The sequence below is a fragment of the Streptomyces sp. NPDC015171 genome (genome assembly GCF_043079545.1).
Taxonomy (GTDB): Bacteria; Actinomycetota; Actinomycetes; order Streptomycetales; family Streptomycetaceae; genus Streptomyces.
The window spans coordinates 25,872-40,528 of the sequence record NZ_JBIBUO010000008.1; the positions used below are offsets into that span (position 1 = coordinate 25,872).

The following is a 14,657-nucleotide window of genomic DNA, read 5'->3' on the forward strand; positions in this document are numbered from 1 at the left end:
TGCCTCACTTCTTGCGCTGGCTGTAGACGACACCGGCGAGCGACAGCGCACCGCCGGCCACCGCGAGCCACGGCGGCGTCTCGTCGAGGATCAGCCAGGCCAGGGTCACCGCGATCGGCGGGGAGAGGTAGGTGAGCGCGCCCATCTTCCCCGCGGTGGACCGGGCCAGGGCGTATCCCCAGGTGGTGAAGGCGACCGAGGTGGGGAAGACACCGAGGTACAGCGTCCAGCCGATCGCCTTGCCGCTCGCGTGCGAGAGGTTGTCGATCAGCTGGGGCAGGAACGGCAGGCAGAGCACGGCGCCGACGACACAGGCCAGCCAGGTGATGACGAGGGCCGAACTGTTGCCCAGCAGCGGCTTCTCCGTGACGACGCCGCCGGCGTACGCGGCGGCCGCCAGCAGCGCGAGCGCACTGCCCGTCCCCGCCTCCACTCCCTTGCTCGACGTCGCGAGGCCGATCAGCAGCACACCGACGAGCGCCACGACGCCGCCGACGACCAGCGGACGCGGGAAGCCCTCCTTGAGCAGAAAGGCGGCCAGCACGGCGATCAGCACCGGACCAAGACTGATGATCATCGACGTGGTGCCCGCGTCGATCCGCTGCTCGGCGGCGTTCAGCGCGACGTTGTACACGCCGAACCAGAGCAGACCGCACAGGAACAGCCGCGGCAGGTCGGCGCGGGGCGGCAGCGGAACCCTGCGGATCAGGACGACCACTCCCAGCAGCACCGCACCGATGAACAGCCGCGCCAGCGTCAGCGCGCCGGGATCGAGGTCCTTGCCGGCCGCGCGGATGCCGATGAACGCGGAAGCCCACAGGAAGACGGTCAGCAGTCCGGCCGCGACGGCGAGCGGCGGCGTGCCCGAGGACGGGGCGGGAGACTCCGGTGAAGCGGTCCCCTGATTGGCTTGCGCAGAGGTCACGGATGTTCACTTCCTTGTCGGTCTACGGGGACGGTTCGCTCAGCCGTGTCCAGGGCCGCCGCGAGCCGCTCGGCGACCTGCGCGACATGGGGCGGGCGGAGCAGGGTGAAGTGGTTGCCGGGGAGGGCGGCCTCCGTACGGACACCGCCGCGGGTCTGCCGTGCCCAGGAGGTGTCCGCCTCGCGGAGCCGGTCGCGGGCCCACCACAGCGTCAGCGGGGCGTCGATCACCGAAGGCTGATGGGCCAGCACCAAGCGCTCGTGCCGCTCGGCCAGTTCCGCCTCCCGGAGCAGGGCCTCGGACGGCGGCACGCGCGAACCGCGCTCCTCGGCCCAGCTGATCATCAGCTTCAGCCGCTCCGCCAGCGGCAGTCCGCGCACCCGGTCGCGGAGCGCCGCGGTGTCGGCGGCCGTGACACCGAGCCGGGGCAGGGAGTCCGCCAGGGCGACGGCCGGGGCCAGCAGCGGATCGGGGACGCCCGTCCCGGGGACGGCGGAGTCGAGCAGCGCCACCAGCGCGACCCGCTCGCCCGCCGCCTCCAGACCGGCCGCCACCTCGACCGCCAGGGCACCGCCCATGGACCAGCCCGCGAGATGGTACGGTCCGGACGGGCGGCGCTCCCGGATGAGATCCACGTACCGGGCGGCCATGGCGGCGAGGCTGTCCGCCTCGGCCTCGCCGGACAGGGCGCGGGACCGGATGCCCAGCACCTCCCGGCCCGCGGGCAGCAGCGCGACCAGCCGCCGGTACGCCATGACGTCGCCGCCCGCGGGATGCAGCAGGAACAGCGGCGCCGGCGTGAGCGGGGCACGCAGCGGCACGATCAGCGAGTGCTCGGACCCCGCCGCGACCAGCTCGGCGAACCGGGCCACCGTGGGCGCCTCGAACAGCGCGGTGAGCGGCAGCCGGACCCCGAAACGGCGGGCCACCGCCGCCATGAGGCGGGCCGCGAGCAGCGAGTGGCCGCCGAGTTCGAAGAAGTCGTCGTCGGCGGAGACGGTGTCCGCGTCCCGCCCCAGCAGCTCGGCCCACAGCCCGGCGACGGTCCGCTGGAGCCCGGTGTGCGCCGGACGGACCCGGGCCGCTGCGGCGGGCGGGCCTGGCTGCGGCAGTGCCTTGCGGTCGAGCTTGCCGTTGGCGGTGACGGGCAGGGCGGCCAGGGGGACGAAAGCGGCGGGCACCATGTGCTCCGGCAGGGAGCGTGCCAGGAAGGCGCGCAGTTCGCGCGGTCCGGGCGGCTCGGATCCGCCGGCCGGGACGACGTACGCGACCAGCCGCTCCTCCCACACCCGCACGGCGACGGCCTGCACCGAGGGGTGGGCGGCCAGCCGTGTCTCGATCTCGCCGAGTTCGATGCGGTAGCCGCGCAGCTTGATCTGGCCGTCCGCGCGGCCGAGGAACTCCAGGGCCCCGTCCGGGCGCTGGCGCACCAGGTCGCCGGTCCGGTACAGCCGCCCGCCGGGCCGGCGCGGATCGGGCACGAAGCGCTCCGCGGTGAGGTCGTCGCGGCCCCGGTACCCGGCCGCGAGCTGCACCCCGCCGATGTGCAGTTCACCGGCGATACCGAGGGGGAGCGGGGCCAGCCGGTCGTCGAGCACGTCGAGCGTGGTGTTGGCCACCGGGCGGCCGATGGGCACGGAGCCGTCGGCGTCCTCGGGCCCGCACCGCCACGCCGACACGTCGACGGAGGCCTCCGTGGGGCCGTACAGGTTGTGCAGCTCGACGGCGGAGGGCGGGAAGACCTGGAAGAACCGCCGGACGAGGTCCCCGGGGAGCGCTTCGCCGCTGGCGATCACCCGCCGCAGCGAGCCGCAGCGCCCGGCCGCCGGGTCGGCCAGGAAGACCCGCAGCATGGACGGGACGAAGTGCGCGGTCGTCACCGACGCACGGCGGATCACCTCGGCCAGATAGCCCGGGTCCCGGTGTCCGCCGGGGCGGGCCACGACCAGCCGCGCCCCCGTCATGAGCGGCCAGAAGAACTCCCACACGGACACGTCGAACGTGTACGGCGTCTTCTGCAGCACCGCGTCTGCCGAGGTGAGGCCGTAGGCGTCCTGCATCCACAGCAGGCGGTTGCAGATGCCCCGGTGGGTCAGCATGACGCACTTGGGCGTGCCCGTGGAGCCCGAGGTGTAGATGAGGTACGCGAGCTGGCCGGGCGCCACCGCGACCTCGGGTTCCGGGCCCTCCGGCTCCGGCTCGCCCGCCTCGTCCAGGTCCGCCCGCAGGACCGGTACGTCGTCCGGGAGGCCGTCGGGTGGTCCGGTGGTGAGGAGCAGAGCGGTGCCGGCGTCGGCCAGCATGAACGCCAGGCGCTGCGCCGGGGTCGCCGGATCGAGCGGGAGATAGGCGCCGCCCGCCTTGAGGACCGCGAGCAGGCTGACGACCAGCTCCAGGGAGCGTTCCATGTGCACGGCCACCGTCGTACCGGGCTCGAAACGGTCGTCCCCGACGGCCCGGCGGATCCGCCGGGCCAGCCGGCCGGCCGCCGCGTCCAGCTCCGCGTAGGTGAGGGTGCGGTCCTCGAGGACGACGGCGGTCGCGTCGGGGGTGCGCCGGGCCTGGCGCTCGATGTGCGCGTGCAGCGGCAGGTCCAGGTCGTAGGGGCGCGCGGTGTCGTTGAAGGAGTCGAGCTGCTTCAGTTCCTCGTCCGACAGCATCCCGGGGGCCGCGACCGCCTCGTCGGGGCGGCTCAGCAGGGCGTCCAGCAGGGCCAGGTAGTGCCCGGTGGTGCGGTCGCGCTGGACCTCGCCGAAGCAGGCGGTGTTGAAGTCGAAGTCGAGCACGAAGCGGGGTGCCGCGCCCGGCTCCGGGCGCAGCTCACGGACCTGGAGGGTGAGCCGGTCGGGGGAGTGCCCGGTGTCGATGAGGTCGAAGCCGACCGCCCCGCCGAAGCCTTCGAAGACGGCGTTCTGATAGTTGAGGTAGACGTCGTAGAGCCGGGCGCCGCCGCGATGCCGTGGCACATGGTCCTGGTGGCGGGCGGCCTGCAGGAAGGACCGCTGTGTCTCCCGGGCGAGAAGCCGGAGCGAGGTGTCCCCGGCGACCCGCAGCTGCAACGGCAGTACGTTCATGAACAGGCCCGCCGTGCCGCGGAACTCGGCGGGGCGGCTGGCGAACGGTGTGCCCACGCGCAGGAGTTCGCCGCCACCGACCCGGTGGAGGTAGGCGAAGAGTGCCGTGGCGAAGGTGACGGCGGGTGAGGTGTGGCCCTCCTGGCGGGTGAACTCGGCTATGCGGGCGCTGCGTTCGGCGCCGAGGTCGACGGTGCGCCGGTCGGTGCGGGTCGTGCCCGCGACCTCGTCCTCCCTGCCGTAGAACGCAAGCCGCTCGACCGGGGTGGCCAGTGTGTCGCGCCAGTGGCGTTCGGCCCTGCTCCGGCGGCGCGCGCCGGTCGGCGACCGCTCGTGGTCGACGTACGCCTGGAACGGCGGCAGCGGCGCGGCCTCGTCGAGGGTGCCGCGCCGGTCCAGCTCGTAGTACGCGGACAGGGTACGCAGGAACAGGGACATCGACCAGGCGTCGCAGACCAGGTGGTCCACGTTGAGGTACCAGGCGAACGCGGTGTCGCCGAGCCGGAGCAGCGCGGAGTCGAAGACGGACCGGGCGGGGTCGGGTGCGCGGCCGCCGCGCCGCCGGGCCCAGCGCCGGGCGGCCTCCCGGGGGTCCGGCTCGCCGGCGAGGTCCACCAGGTCCACCGGTGCCGGGACGGTCGCGGCCACCCGGCGCAGCGGGATGCCGTCCACCTCGTGGAAGGTGCTGCGCAGCGCGTCGCTGTGGTCCACCAGCTTCTGGAAGGCCCGCTGGAAGCGGTCGTGGTCGAGCGGGGCGGCGATGGTGTAGAGCGCGGTGACGTTCTCGTAGTACAGCCGTACGTCCCCGGCCGTCTTCTTGCCGAACCACAGGGCGAGTTGACTGTCCGTCAGGTTTGTCTCGGTCTGCTGTGCGCCGGTGACGGCGGTCGCCTCCGGTGTGCGGACGGCCTCGCGGACCGCCTCCTGGAACGTGTCGGCCCATCGGGCGACGGTGCCGGCGTCGAACAGGTCGGTGCGGTACTCGAAGCAGCCGAGCAGCTCGCCGTCCTGCTCGCGCAGGTGCAGGCTGAGTTCGAGGGGCGCCACACCGAGGCCGAAGTCGTCCGGGGCGGCCGGGGTGAGGGTCAGCCGCCCCGCCTGCCGGCCTCCGGTGACGGCGGGCTGGAGCGAGAAGGCGGTCTGCCGCAGCACCGCGCGGCCGGGCAGCCGGGGCGGGTTCGTCTCCCGCACGATGTCCCCGAACGGGAGGGCGTGCGCCAGCGCGTCGCCGAGCACCTCGGCCGCCTGCCGAGCCGTCTGCGCGAACGTGCCGCCCGGTCGCAGGCGCAGCCGCAGCGGCAGCGTGTTCACGAAGAAGCCGATCAGCCCCTCCTCGTCCGGGCCCCGCCGCTCGTCCACGGGGGCGCCGACGACGAAGTCCGCCCCGCCGGTGATCCTGTGCAGCGTGACGGCGTACGCGGCGAGCAGCAGGCCGTAGACGGTGGAGCGGTCCCGGCCGGCCGCCGTGCGCAGCTCCTGGTGCGGGCCGGCGGGGATCCGGAAGCCGTGCCGGGCGCCCGGGAACGTCTCCTGCGCGGGCCGCGGGCGGTCGGTGGGGAGGTCGAGGACGGGCAGTGCGCCGGAGAGCGCGCCGCGCCAGTGCGCGACCGACCGCTCGCGCTCGGCGTGGGCGACGGCGTCGCCGGCGGGCCGCCGCCCGCCGGCCGGCCGGGCGGCCGGGGCCGGCAGGGGAGACGGCCGCCCCTGGGAGAAGGCGTCGTAGAGCGCGGCGAGTTCGGTGGTGAAGACGGCCGTCGACCAGCCGTCGCAGACCAGATGGTGCGCGACGACCGTCAGTACGTGCCGCTCGGCCGCGAACCGGTAGAGCGTGAAGCGGACCAGCGGGGCCAGGTCCAGCGCGAAGGGGCGCCTGCCGCTCTCCGCGTGCAGCTCGCGTGCCCGGCGCTCCCGCTCCGGCGACGGCCGGTCGGCCAGGTCCACCAGGGGCAGTTCCACGGGCCCGGGCGCGATGACGTGCCGCACCGGGCGCCCGTCCTGCTCGCTGAAGGCGCTGCGCAGCGCCTCGTGCCGCGCGGTGATCTCGGTGAGGGCGGAGCGCAGGGCCTCGGTGTCGAGCGGTCCGTCCAGGTGCAGGGCGGCGGAGAGGTGGTGCGCCGGGCTGCCGGGGTCCAGGCGCTGGAGCAGCCACAGCCGCTGCTGCGCTTCGGAGACGGCGCCGGGGCCGGCGGGCCGCTCGGCAGGCCCCTGACGCAGCCGGGCCATCACCTGGGCCCGTTCCGCTCCGCTCAACCCCGCCAGGCGGCCGAGGAGATCGCTCACGGACCCGCCTCCGCCACCCGTTCGGCGATCTCGTCGACTCCGGAACACGTCTCCAGGAGCGCAGCTAGCCACCGCTCCAGACCGAACGCGACACATCCGGTGTAGGCGGGGCCGCCGTCGGCCAGGGAGATGTCGCACCGCTCGCCGAAGAAGTTCCGGTGGAAGTTCAGGGAGCCGATGGCCAGGGAGCCGCCGTGCACGAACTCCTCCTTGACCGGGAAGAGCTGCGCCAGCAGCGCCCGCCCGCCGTCCTTCGCGAAGAAGGGGTCCGACGCGGGCTGTACGGCGAGTTCGAGCCCGAGCCGTGCCGCGAACTCCACCACCTTCGGCCGGAACGCGGCCAGGTGGTCCAGAACGGCCTCGCGCGGCCCGAGGCACACGATCTCCCGCATCGTGAAGCCGTGCAGCCGGCGCAGTCCGTCGTAGTGGTCCTCGTTGCGGAAGCACTTGGCGACGGTGGTGATGTACCGGGGAGCGGCGAGGGCGGTGGAGCGGTGGTGCAGATAGACGTTGTAGCAGGCGGCGGAGACCAGCCCGTACGCGCTCGCGCCGAGCCGCTCGGCGGCCAGCGGCGCCTCGCCGTCCGTCTTGTCCGCCGGAAGCCGCAACGGGGCCGTCATCAGGGCGAGATGGGGGAAGTTGTCGAAGTAGTCGATGGACGCGAGGTCCGCGGTGCTGAGCAGCGGCGGGAAGAGCATCGGGGCGGCGCCGCACTCGCGGGCCCAGTCCTGGAAGCGCTGGTCCAGCAGGTCCATGAGCCGGACGAGCTCCGGACCGAGGACGACGAGTCCGCCGCGCGCCGTGTAGAGGTCAGTCATGGCTCACCGCGTCGGCGCCGGGGGTGTCCGCCAGAACCGTGTCTCGTATGCCGCGCAGGGTGCGGAACCCGACCACGTTCTCGGGGGTGAGTTCCAGCTCCCGGCCCGCCAGTTCCTCCAGGAGGAGCAGCAGCTGAGGGAAGTCGAGGGAGTCGATGAACCTGCTGTCGATGAGGTCCTCGTCCCAGCCGATGGCGGAGACCTCCGGATTGCGCGCCAGCAGCCATGTGCGCACCTGCTCGATCACGTCCGCCGCCATCAGGCCGCCGCCCCCTGGAACGGGGACGCGCTGATGATGTCCTGGCTCACCAGGAACCGGATGACGCGTTTGAAGAACGTCTCGTGGTACGCGACGCGCGCCGGGTCGCGCAGCAGCTCCTCGCGGAGGGCGAAGGGCTCCGCGATGCCCGCGTCGCGGTAGACGGTGGGGTTGTAGAGCGACTGCGCGCTCGCGGTGATGTAGCGCCGGAGGTAGACGTCGAGCCGGTCGAGCAGTTCCTGGTCCCCGCGCTCGCGCAGCGGCGCGTACAGGAGCCCGACCAGCTTGCGGCCCATGATGATGTGCCGCCACTCGTCGTCGTGATGCACCTGGTTCACCTCCCTGATCAGGGGGTGCAGCGCGGCATCGCGTCCCATCCGGATGTTGAAGTGGTCCACCAGCTCCTCGAAGACGAGGATGCGGGCGAAGACGAGGAAGTTGGCGACGGCGGCGTCCTCCTCCGCCGTGGGCACCGGAAGCGACTTGTCCGGGTAGATCTTGCCGCCGTAGCGCCGGCAGAACTGGGCGAAGAACCACATGTGCCCGTTCTCCTCGCCCAGGAAGCGGTGGAAGAACTCGGAGGGCAGCTCGAAGCCCCGGGTGTGGATGCGCCGGGTCACCTCGATGAGCAGCTCGCGTATGCCGTGGATGTTGAGGCTGAAGAAGTTGACGCTCTCCCACTTGCTCAGCCTCATGAGGAGCTTCTCGTCCAGGGCGCGCGCGTGCCGGGTGCCCGCCACGGTGAGCAGGTCGGGTGTCATCCACCACTGTTCCTCGGCCAGCTCGTCGACCCAGTCGAACCGTGTGTAGGGGCTGTAGTGATGGTCCGTCGCGTCGGCGACCAGATGGCCGAGCGTTTCCACCACGTCCGTTGTGTCCATGCGTCCCCCTGGGTTCGGCGTGCGTCCGGAACGGTGAGGCCCTCGGTCGAAGGAGTGCGGTGTGTGCTGTCCAGCCGTTGAGGTTCGGCGCGTGTGCGTGTTCAGCCGTTGTCGCGTGCGATGAGTCCGGCGATCTGCTCGTCGTCGACGGTGAGCGGTCTGCTCTCCAGCAGCTCGGCCAGTTTCGCGACGGTCGACGCCTGGAAGAGGTCGCCGGCCGTGACGCGTACCGGCAGCTCCGCCTCGATGCGTACGGCGAGCTGGGAGAGGAGGAGGGACTGCGCGCCGGAGGCGAAGAAGTCGTCGTGGACGCCGACTTCGGCCTGTCCGAGCAGCTCCGCCCAGATGCCGGCGATCAGCGCCTCCAGCGGCGTACGCGCGGGTGCGGATACCGGAGCACCGGAGGCCGCCGGCGTGGCCTCGGGCCGCCAGCCGCCGGTCCGGGACAGCGTCCCGGACAGGTACGCCTCGCGGGTCGCACGCCGCTGGATCTTGCCGCTGGAGGTCTTGGGGATGGTGCGGGGCGGGATGAGGACCAGTTCATGGAGGTCGGCGTCGCACTCCTCGCGCACCGCGCGGCGGCAGGCGAGGGCGACGGCGCCGGTGTCCGCGCCGTCCGCGACCTCGCACACCAGGACCAGCCGCTCCTCGTTGTCCACGGGGACGGTGAAGGCCGCCCCGCAGCCCGGGCGCAGGGCGGGGTGGCCGCGCTCGGCGGCACTCTCCACGTCGTCCGGATACACATTGCGGCCCCGCAGCACCAGCAGGTCCTTGAGCCGGCCCGTGACCGCGAGCGCGCCCTCCCCGTCCAGCGCGCCGAGATCGCCGGTGCGCAGATAGGGGCCACGGCCGTCCGGCAGGGTGGCGCCGAACAGCGCCGTGCTCTCGGCGGGGCGACCCCAATAGCCCGTGGAGACACTGGGACCTGACACCCAGATCTCACCGACGCGTCCCGCCTCGGCCGGTGCCAGCGTGCCCGTGTCCACCACGACGACGGACTGGGCGCCGCGAGCGGTCCCGCAGCCGATCCTGGAGACACCCTCGACCGGGAAGCGGCGTACGCTCTCGCCGACCGGGTCGGCCGTCACCAGCAGGGTCGCCTCCGCCAGTCCGTAGCTGGGGCGCATGGCCGCGGGAGCGAAGCCGGCCGGGGCGAACCGCTGGGCGAACCGCTCGACCGTCTCCACCCGCACCGGTTCGGCGCCGTTCACCGCCGCACGCCAGGAGCCGAGATCGAGAGAGGCCCGCTGCGCGTCGTCGATCTTCCGCAGGCACAGCTCGTATCCGAAATTCGGGGATGGACTGATCGTGCCCCGGTGTACAGAGATCGCCCGCAGCCAGCGGTACGGCTTCTGCAGGAAATGCAGCGGTGACATCAGAATGCCCGGAAATCCGCCGTAGAGCGGTTCGAGGATGGCGCCGATAAGTCCCATGTCGTGATACGGGGGAAGCCAGCTGACCATGACGTCGTGAGCGGTCCCGGCAAACGCCTGATAGATGGCCGCCAGATTGTGCATGAGGTTCGCGTGCGTCAGCATGACGCCGCGGGGAAGCCGGGTCGAGCCGGAGGTGTACTGGAGAAAAGCGAGATCTTCGGACGCCGCCGTGACGGGGTGGGTGCCGGCCGCGCCCGCCGCCGGCGGCGCGGCGTCGGCCGCCGGCGCGTCGGTGGCGATCCACGTCAGCGGGGCGTCCAGCGCCGACCGTGCGAGCGGCAGCAGATCGTGTGTGGTCAGAGCGGTGGCCGCGCCCGCGTCGGCCACGATGGCGTCCAGTCGGCCGAGGCTGCGCGCGTCCTGCGGCGGGTAGGCCGGTACGGCCACGACCCCCGCGAGCAGGCAGCCGAAGAACGCGGTGATGTAGTCGAGGCCCGGCGGGAACAGCAGCAGCGCCCGCTCGCCCCGCTCGCCGAGCGCGCCCGCCACGTCGGCGGCGCCGGCGAACAATTCCCGGTAGCTGATCGTCCGTACGTCGTCCTCGCCGTCGGCGAGAAAAACGTATGCGGTGGCGTCGGGCTTTTCCTGCGCTCTGTGCTGAAGTAAATGAGCGAGAGTGGGGGGTGCCGGCGACGAGATTGCGGGCATACTGACCGCTCCTCCGGGCGCGAATGAGATTGTTTCGTTCAGCTACCTGCTGGCCGCACGAGGGGCAACACTAAAACCAGGTCCAGGCCGCGTCAATCCAGTCGTCGGAGCCCGTGAACAGCGGTCGCCGATATTCTGCCACCGAGGCGGGGGAATAGATCTTGTTTTGGCATTGCCGAAATGTTTCGACGTGCCCGGCGGAGCGGCGAGGCGCGTTCCGGCGCGGGCGACGGCGGCTGGCGGCCTGAAGAACCGTTCCCGCAGGCAGGGCGAGCGGACCGCACCCCCGGCACGGGCGCACCAGCCGCTTCCCTGGCACCGCGCTACGGCCCCGCCGGGCGCGGGGGCGGCGCGGTCGGGACCCGGCCCCGCGCAGATGGTCGTGTCTTAAACATGACAGGAGACCGATGGGTTTCGGCCCTGTACACCGGGGCGCTCGGCGGGCACGGCGCGGGCCGCGTGTCCGGTGGGTGTCCGGATGTGTGGGCTGCCTGTCCCCGCGGACATGGTGCCGCCGTGCCGCGCGGCGAACACTGGGATGACAGCGCGACCGCGCTCGTACCCCTGGCAGACACGAGGTGCAAAAGCGATGACGGACGAGTTCGCAGTCGGCGGCGTCAGCGTGCCGGACACCAAGCTGGCGCGGGAGGCGACCCAGCTGGTGCGGGACGAGACGAACGATCTGATCTACCACCACTCACGCCGTGTCTATCTGTTCGGCGCGCTGCAGGGCCGCCGACGCGACCTCGGCTTCGACCCGGAGCTCCTGTACATCGGCGCCATGTTCCACGACCTCGGCCTCGGCGAACGCTTCCACGACAGCGGCCGGCGCTTCGAGGTCGACGGAGCGGACGCGGCCCGCGCCTTCCTCCGGGACCACGAGGTCCCCGAGGACAGCATCCGGCGGGTGTGGACGGCGATCGCCCTGCACACCACGCCGGGCGTCCCGGAGTTCATGGAGCCCGAGGTGGCGCTCGTCACCGCGGGCGTGGAGTACGACGTGCTCGGCATCGGATACGCGGACCTCCCCGCCGCCGACCGCGAGGCCGTCGTCCGGCTGCACCCGCGCCCCGACTTCAAGCGGCGGATCCTCGACGCCTTCACCGCGGGCATCCGCCCCAAGCCCGAGACCACCTTCGGGAACGTGAAGGCGGACGTGCTGGAGCACTATGTGCCAGGATTCGAGCGAGGTGACTTCGTGCGGACCATCCTTGAATCGCCGTGGCCGGAGTGAGCGACACGCGACACGGCGCGGCCCCGGTGAGCGACACGCGACACACCGCGGCCCCGGTGGGCGGCCCCCGCCCACGGCACGTCGTGGCGGTCCTCACCTTCCCGGGCGTACAGCTGCTCGACGTGGCCGGACCCGCCGAGGTCTTCACGACGGCGAACACCTATGGCGCCCGGTACGACGTCCGGATCGTCTCCGCCACCGGCGGATCGGTGGCCACCTCCGCCCAGGTGCTGCTGGACGCCAGCACCCGGTCGCAGGACCTGCCGCGACGGCTGGGCACGCTCGTGGTGCCGGGCCGGCGGAACTGGCGCGAAGCCGTCGCCGACCCGGCCCTGGTCGCCGGTACGGCGGAACTGGCCGGGCGGGCCGACCGCGTGGCCTCGGTCTGCGCCGGCGCCTTCATGCTGGCCGCGGCCGGCCTGCTCGACGGCCGCCGGGCGGCCACGCACTGGCGGCTGGCCCGGGAACTGGCGCTCGCCTACCCCCTGGTGACCGTGGAGAGCGACGCGCTGTTCGTCCGCGACGGCCATGTGATCACCTCGGCCGGAGTGACGGCGGGCATCGATCTCGCCCTTGCCCTGGTCGAGGAGGACCACGGCCCCGACATGGCCCGCGAGGTGGCACGGGAACTCGTGGTCTTCATGGCACGGCCGGGCGGCCAGTCCCAGTTCAGCGCGCGGCTGACGCTGCGCGAATCCACACACCCCGTCGTCCGGCAGGTGATGGACTTCGTCGGCACCGACCCGAGCGCGGCCCATGACCTGACCGCTCTGGCGCGCATGGCCGGCGTGAGCGTACGCCACCTGAGCCGGCTGTTCCGGGCGCACACCGGGATGACGGTCGGGCGCTACGCCGAGTCGGTCCGCCTCGAAGCGGCACAGGCCCTGCTGGAGGCCGGCACCGAGCCGGTCGACACCATCGCGGCGCGGGCCGGCTTCGGTTCGGCGGAGGCGATGCGGCGGACGTTCCAGAACGCGCTGGGCATCTCGCCGACCGTCTACCGGGCGCGCTTTCGGACGACGGCTCCGCGGTGACGCGCACGGCAACTCCGCGGTGGAGACGCTCCGTCGGCGGCCCGGCGGCCCGGCAGCCCGGCAGCCCGGTTGTCGGCACGGTGGGGGATCAGCCGCGCACCCGCGCCGGGCGGAGCGCTCAGGCGCGGCGACGGCCTGAGGCCCCGCGCCCTGGCCGGGGAGGGGGCGGGGCGGTCGGGGCGGCGGTCGAGGAGAAGCACCCCGGCGACGACCACGGCACCGCCGAGGACCTCCACGACCCGCGCAGTCTCGCCGAGCCGGACGAACGACACGACCAGCGCCGCGGGCGGCACGAGGTACAGGGCGCCCGTGGACACGGCGAGCGGCAGCCGCGCGACGGCGCAGCCCCGGACGGCGAAGCCCAGCGCGGACGGCAGCGGCCCGAGGGACCCGAGGGAGAGGACCGGCGGCAGCGCGCCCGCCGGGGCATGGGCCACGGCACCGAACGTCGTGGGCACGAGCGGCCCAAGGCGAACCGGCGCCCGCCGCCGTGGCGTACGCGGCGGCCTCCACGCCGGTGTACCGCGGCGGCGGCTTGCCCGCGAAGTGGTGGACGCCCTGGACGACAGCGGCGGCCAGGACCGCCGGCGAAGCCGCCGTGCAGCCGGACACCCCGCCGGCCAGGGCGACCGCAGCGGTCCCGGCGAGCGCGACGACGCTGCCGACCACGTTGGTCCGGGTGCGGGGCTCGGCCAGGAAGGCACTGCCCGGCAGCACGCCGAACCAGGGCGCGACGGCGATCAGGAGTGTCGCACCCGCCCGCGGAGCGCCGCGCGGACTTGGGCGGCCGTCAGCGGGCGGCCGTGTCGAGCAGGAGTCTCGCGGCCACCGCAGCCCCGTCGGTACGGATCCGGGCGGCCACGGTGGTCGCGCGGGCGCGGGTCGCGGGGGCCAGCGCCGTGCGGAGAGCGGCCGACAGGGACTCCACGGTCGGGGCCGGGCCGTCGTGCGCCGCGCCGATGCCCAGCGCGGCCACCCGGCCGGCCCAGTACGGCTGGTCCGCGATCTGGGGCACCACCAGCTGCGGCGCACCGGCCACGGCGGCCGTGGTCGTGGTGCCGGCGCCGCCGTGGTGCACGACGGCCGCCACCCGGCGGAACAGCGCCTGATGGTTGACGTCACCGACGACGAAGCAGTCGTCCCGGTCGTCGATCAGGGACAGGCCGGCCCAGCCGCGGGCCAAAAGGACCCGGCGGCCCTGCGCGCGGACCGCCTCGATGGCCACCCGGCCGAGGTCCGGCGAGGTGTGCAGGGCCATGCTGCCGAAGCCCACGTACACCGGGGGCGCACCGGCGTCCAGGAACGCCTCCAGCTCCTCGGCGAGCGGGCGTTCGTCCGGCAGGATCCACGGTCCGGTCGGTACGAGGTCGAGCTCCGTCATGCCCTGCCACGGGGCCAGGACCGGGTCCGCCGCCAGCCAGGGCCGGTCGGTGAGGACGTGGTCGCGGACGTTGTCCACCGGTGGCAGTCCGATCGCCGCCCGGTGCCGGTTGAGCGCCCCGCCGTACAGCGCGTCGACGCGTTCGGCGTCCTGCCGCCACAGCACCTTGAGGTCGGTCTCCTCCGGTGCGGACGGCAGTCCGGGCCGCCGCCCCGGAGGGAAGCGCCGCGAAGGCAGCCCGAACGTGTGGAAGACCGCGAGCACGTAGGGGATGCCCAGCTTCTCGGCCACCGAGCGCGCGCCGGCCGGCATCAGGCCGGTCGCCAGCAGCGCGTCGCACCCCTCGGCCGCCGCGGTGAGCGTGTCGAACCGCGCGGCGACCAGCTCGGCCGCGAGCCGGAACGCGTCCTCCGTCGTCGGCGGGCGCTCGCCGCCCACCACCGAGCGCACCGTCGGACCGAGCGGCACCAGCGGCACCCCGACCCGGTCGAGCAGCGCCGCGAACTCCTGGTCCGGCGGGGCGCACACCCGCACCTCCGCGCCGAGTTCCCGCAGCCGCACGGCGAGTCCCGCCACCGGTTCGACATCCCCGCGCGATCCCCATGTAGACAACACCACACGCACGTTGCAAATCTCCGATTTCCCCAGGTTCTGGCTTCGGCCGCCCATCTTGAGGCACGACGGGGG

At 73.3% G+C, this 14,657-nt stretch carries 10 protein-coding genes; 2 read left to right on the forward strand and 8 right to left on the reverse strand.

What is annotated here, in order from left to right; genetic code table 11:
• Positions 1 to 4: 4 nt before the first annotated feature.
• The 6 genes from ACF073_RS22310 to ACF073_RS22335 all read right to left on the reverse strand — a co-directional run bounded on the left by ACF073_RS22310 (position 5) and on the right by ACF073_RS22335 (position 10,321).
• Complete coding sequence (locus ACF073_RS22310) at positions 5 to 925, reverse strand: DMT family transporter (RefSeq protein ID WP_392072536.1); 921 nt, start codon at positions 923 to 925, stop codon at positions 5 to 7.
• The gene (locus ACF073_RS22315) at positions 922 to 6,279 is read right to left on the reverse strand and encodes an amino acid adenylation domain-containing protein (protein WP_392072538.1); all 5,358 of its coding nucleotides are present in this window, start codon (positions 6,277 to 6,279) and stop codon (positions 922 to 924) included. The genes ACF073_RS22310 and ACF073_RS22315 overlap by 4 nt, the downstream gene beginning before the upstream one ends.
• Positions 6,276 to 7,097 (reverse strand): aminoacyl--tRNA ligase-related protein, encoded by an 822-nt coding sequence (locus tag ACF073_RS22320; protein WP_392072540.1) that lies wholly within the window; start codon positions 7,095 to 7,097, stop codon positions 6,276 to 6,278. Before ACF073_RS22320 ends, ACF073_RS22315 begins: the two co-directional genes overlap by 4 nt.
• Positions 7,090 to 7,356, reverse strand: coding sequence for an acyl carrier protein (locus ACF073_RS22325; protein ID WP_392072541.1), 267 nt, complete (start codon positions 7,354 to 7,356; stop codon positions 7,090 to 7,092). Before ACF073_RS22325 ends, ACF073_RS22320 begins: the two co-directional genes overlap by 8 nt.
• Positions 7,356 to 8,237: a diiron oxygenase gene (locus ACF073_RS22330; RefSeq protein ID WP_392072543.1), complete on the reverse strand. Its 882-nt coding sequence runs from the start codon at positions 8,235 to 8,237 to the stop codon at positions 7,356 to 7,358. The genes ACF073_RS22325 and ACF073_RS22330 overlap by 1 nt, the downstream gene beginning before the upstream one ends.
• Positions 8,238 to 8,338: 101 nt before the next feature.
• Complete coding sequence (locus tag ACF073_RS22335) at positions 8,339 to 10,321, reverse strand: AMP-binding protein (RefSeq protein WP_392072545.1); 1,983 nt, start codon at positions 10,319 to 10,321, stop codon at positions 8,339 to 8,341.
• Between the two features lie 589 nt (positions 10,322 to 10,910).
• Here ACF073_RS22335 and ACF073_RS22340 point away from each other — a divergent pair.
• Both ACF073_RS22340 and ACF073_RS22345 read left to right on the forward strand, forming a co-directional pair.
• Positions 10,911 to 11,555 carry an HD domain-containing protein gene (locus tag ACF073_RS22340; protein ID WP_392072547.1) on the forward strand — a complete coding sequence of 215 codons (645 nt, stop codon included), beginning with the start codon at positions 10,911 to 10,913 and terminating at the stop codon, positions 11,553 to 11,555.
• A gap of 83 nt (positions 11,556 to 11,638) precedes the next feature.
• Complete coding sequence (locus ACF073_RS22345) at positions 11,639 to 12,589, forward strand: GlxA family transcriptional regulator (RefSeq protein WP_392073145.1); 951 nt, start codon at positions 11,639 to 11,641, stop codon at positions 12,587 to 12,589.
• On the opposite strand, the gene ACF073_RS22350 is transcribed toward ACF073_RS22345, so the two are convergent.
• Positions 12,553 to 13,026: a hypothetical protein gene (locus ACF073_RS22350; protein WP_392072549.1), complete on the reverse strand. Its 474-nt coding sequence runs from the start codon at positions 13,024 to 13,026 to the stop codon at positions 12,553 to 12,555. The two genes, ACF073_RS22345 and ACF073_RS22350, sit on opposite strands and share 37 nt — an antisense overlap.
• A gap of 353 nt (positions 13,027 to 13,379) precedes the next feature.
• Positions 13,380 to 14,594 (reverse strand): glycosyltransferase, encoded by a 1,215-nt coding sequence (locus tag ACF073_RS22355; protein WP_392072550.1) that lies wholly within the window; start codon positions 14,592 to 14,594, stop codon positions 13,380 to 13,382.
• Positions 14,595 to 14,657 lie beyond the last annotated feature (63 nt).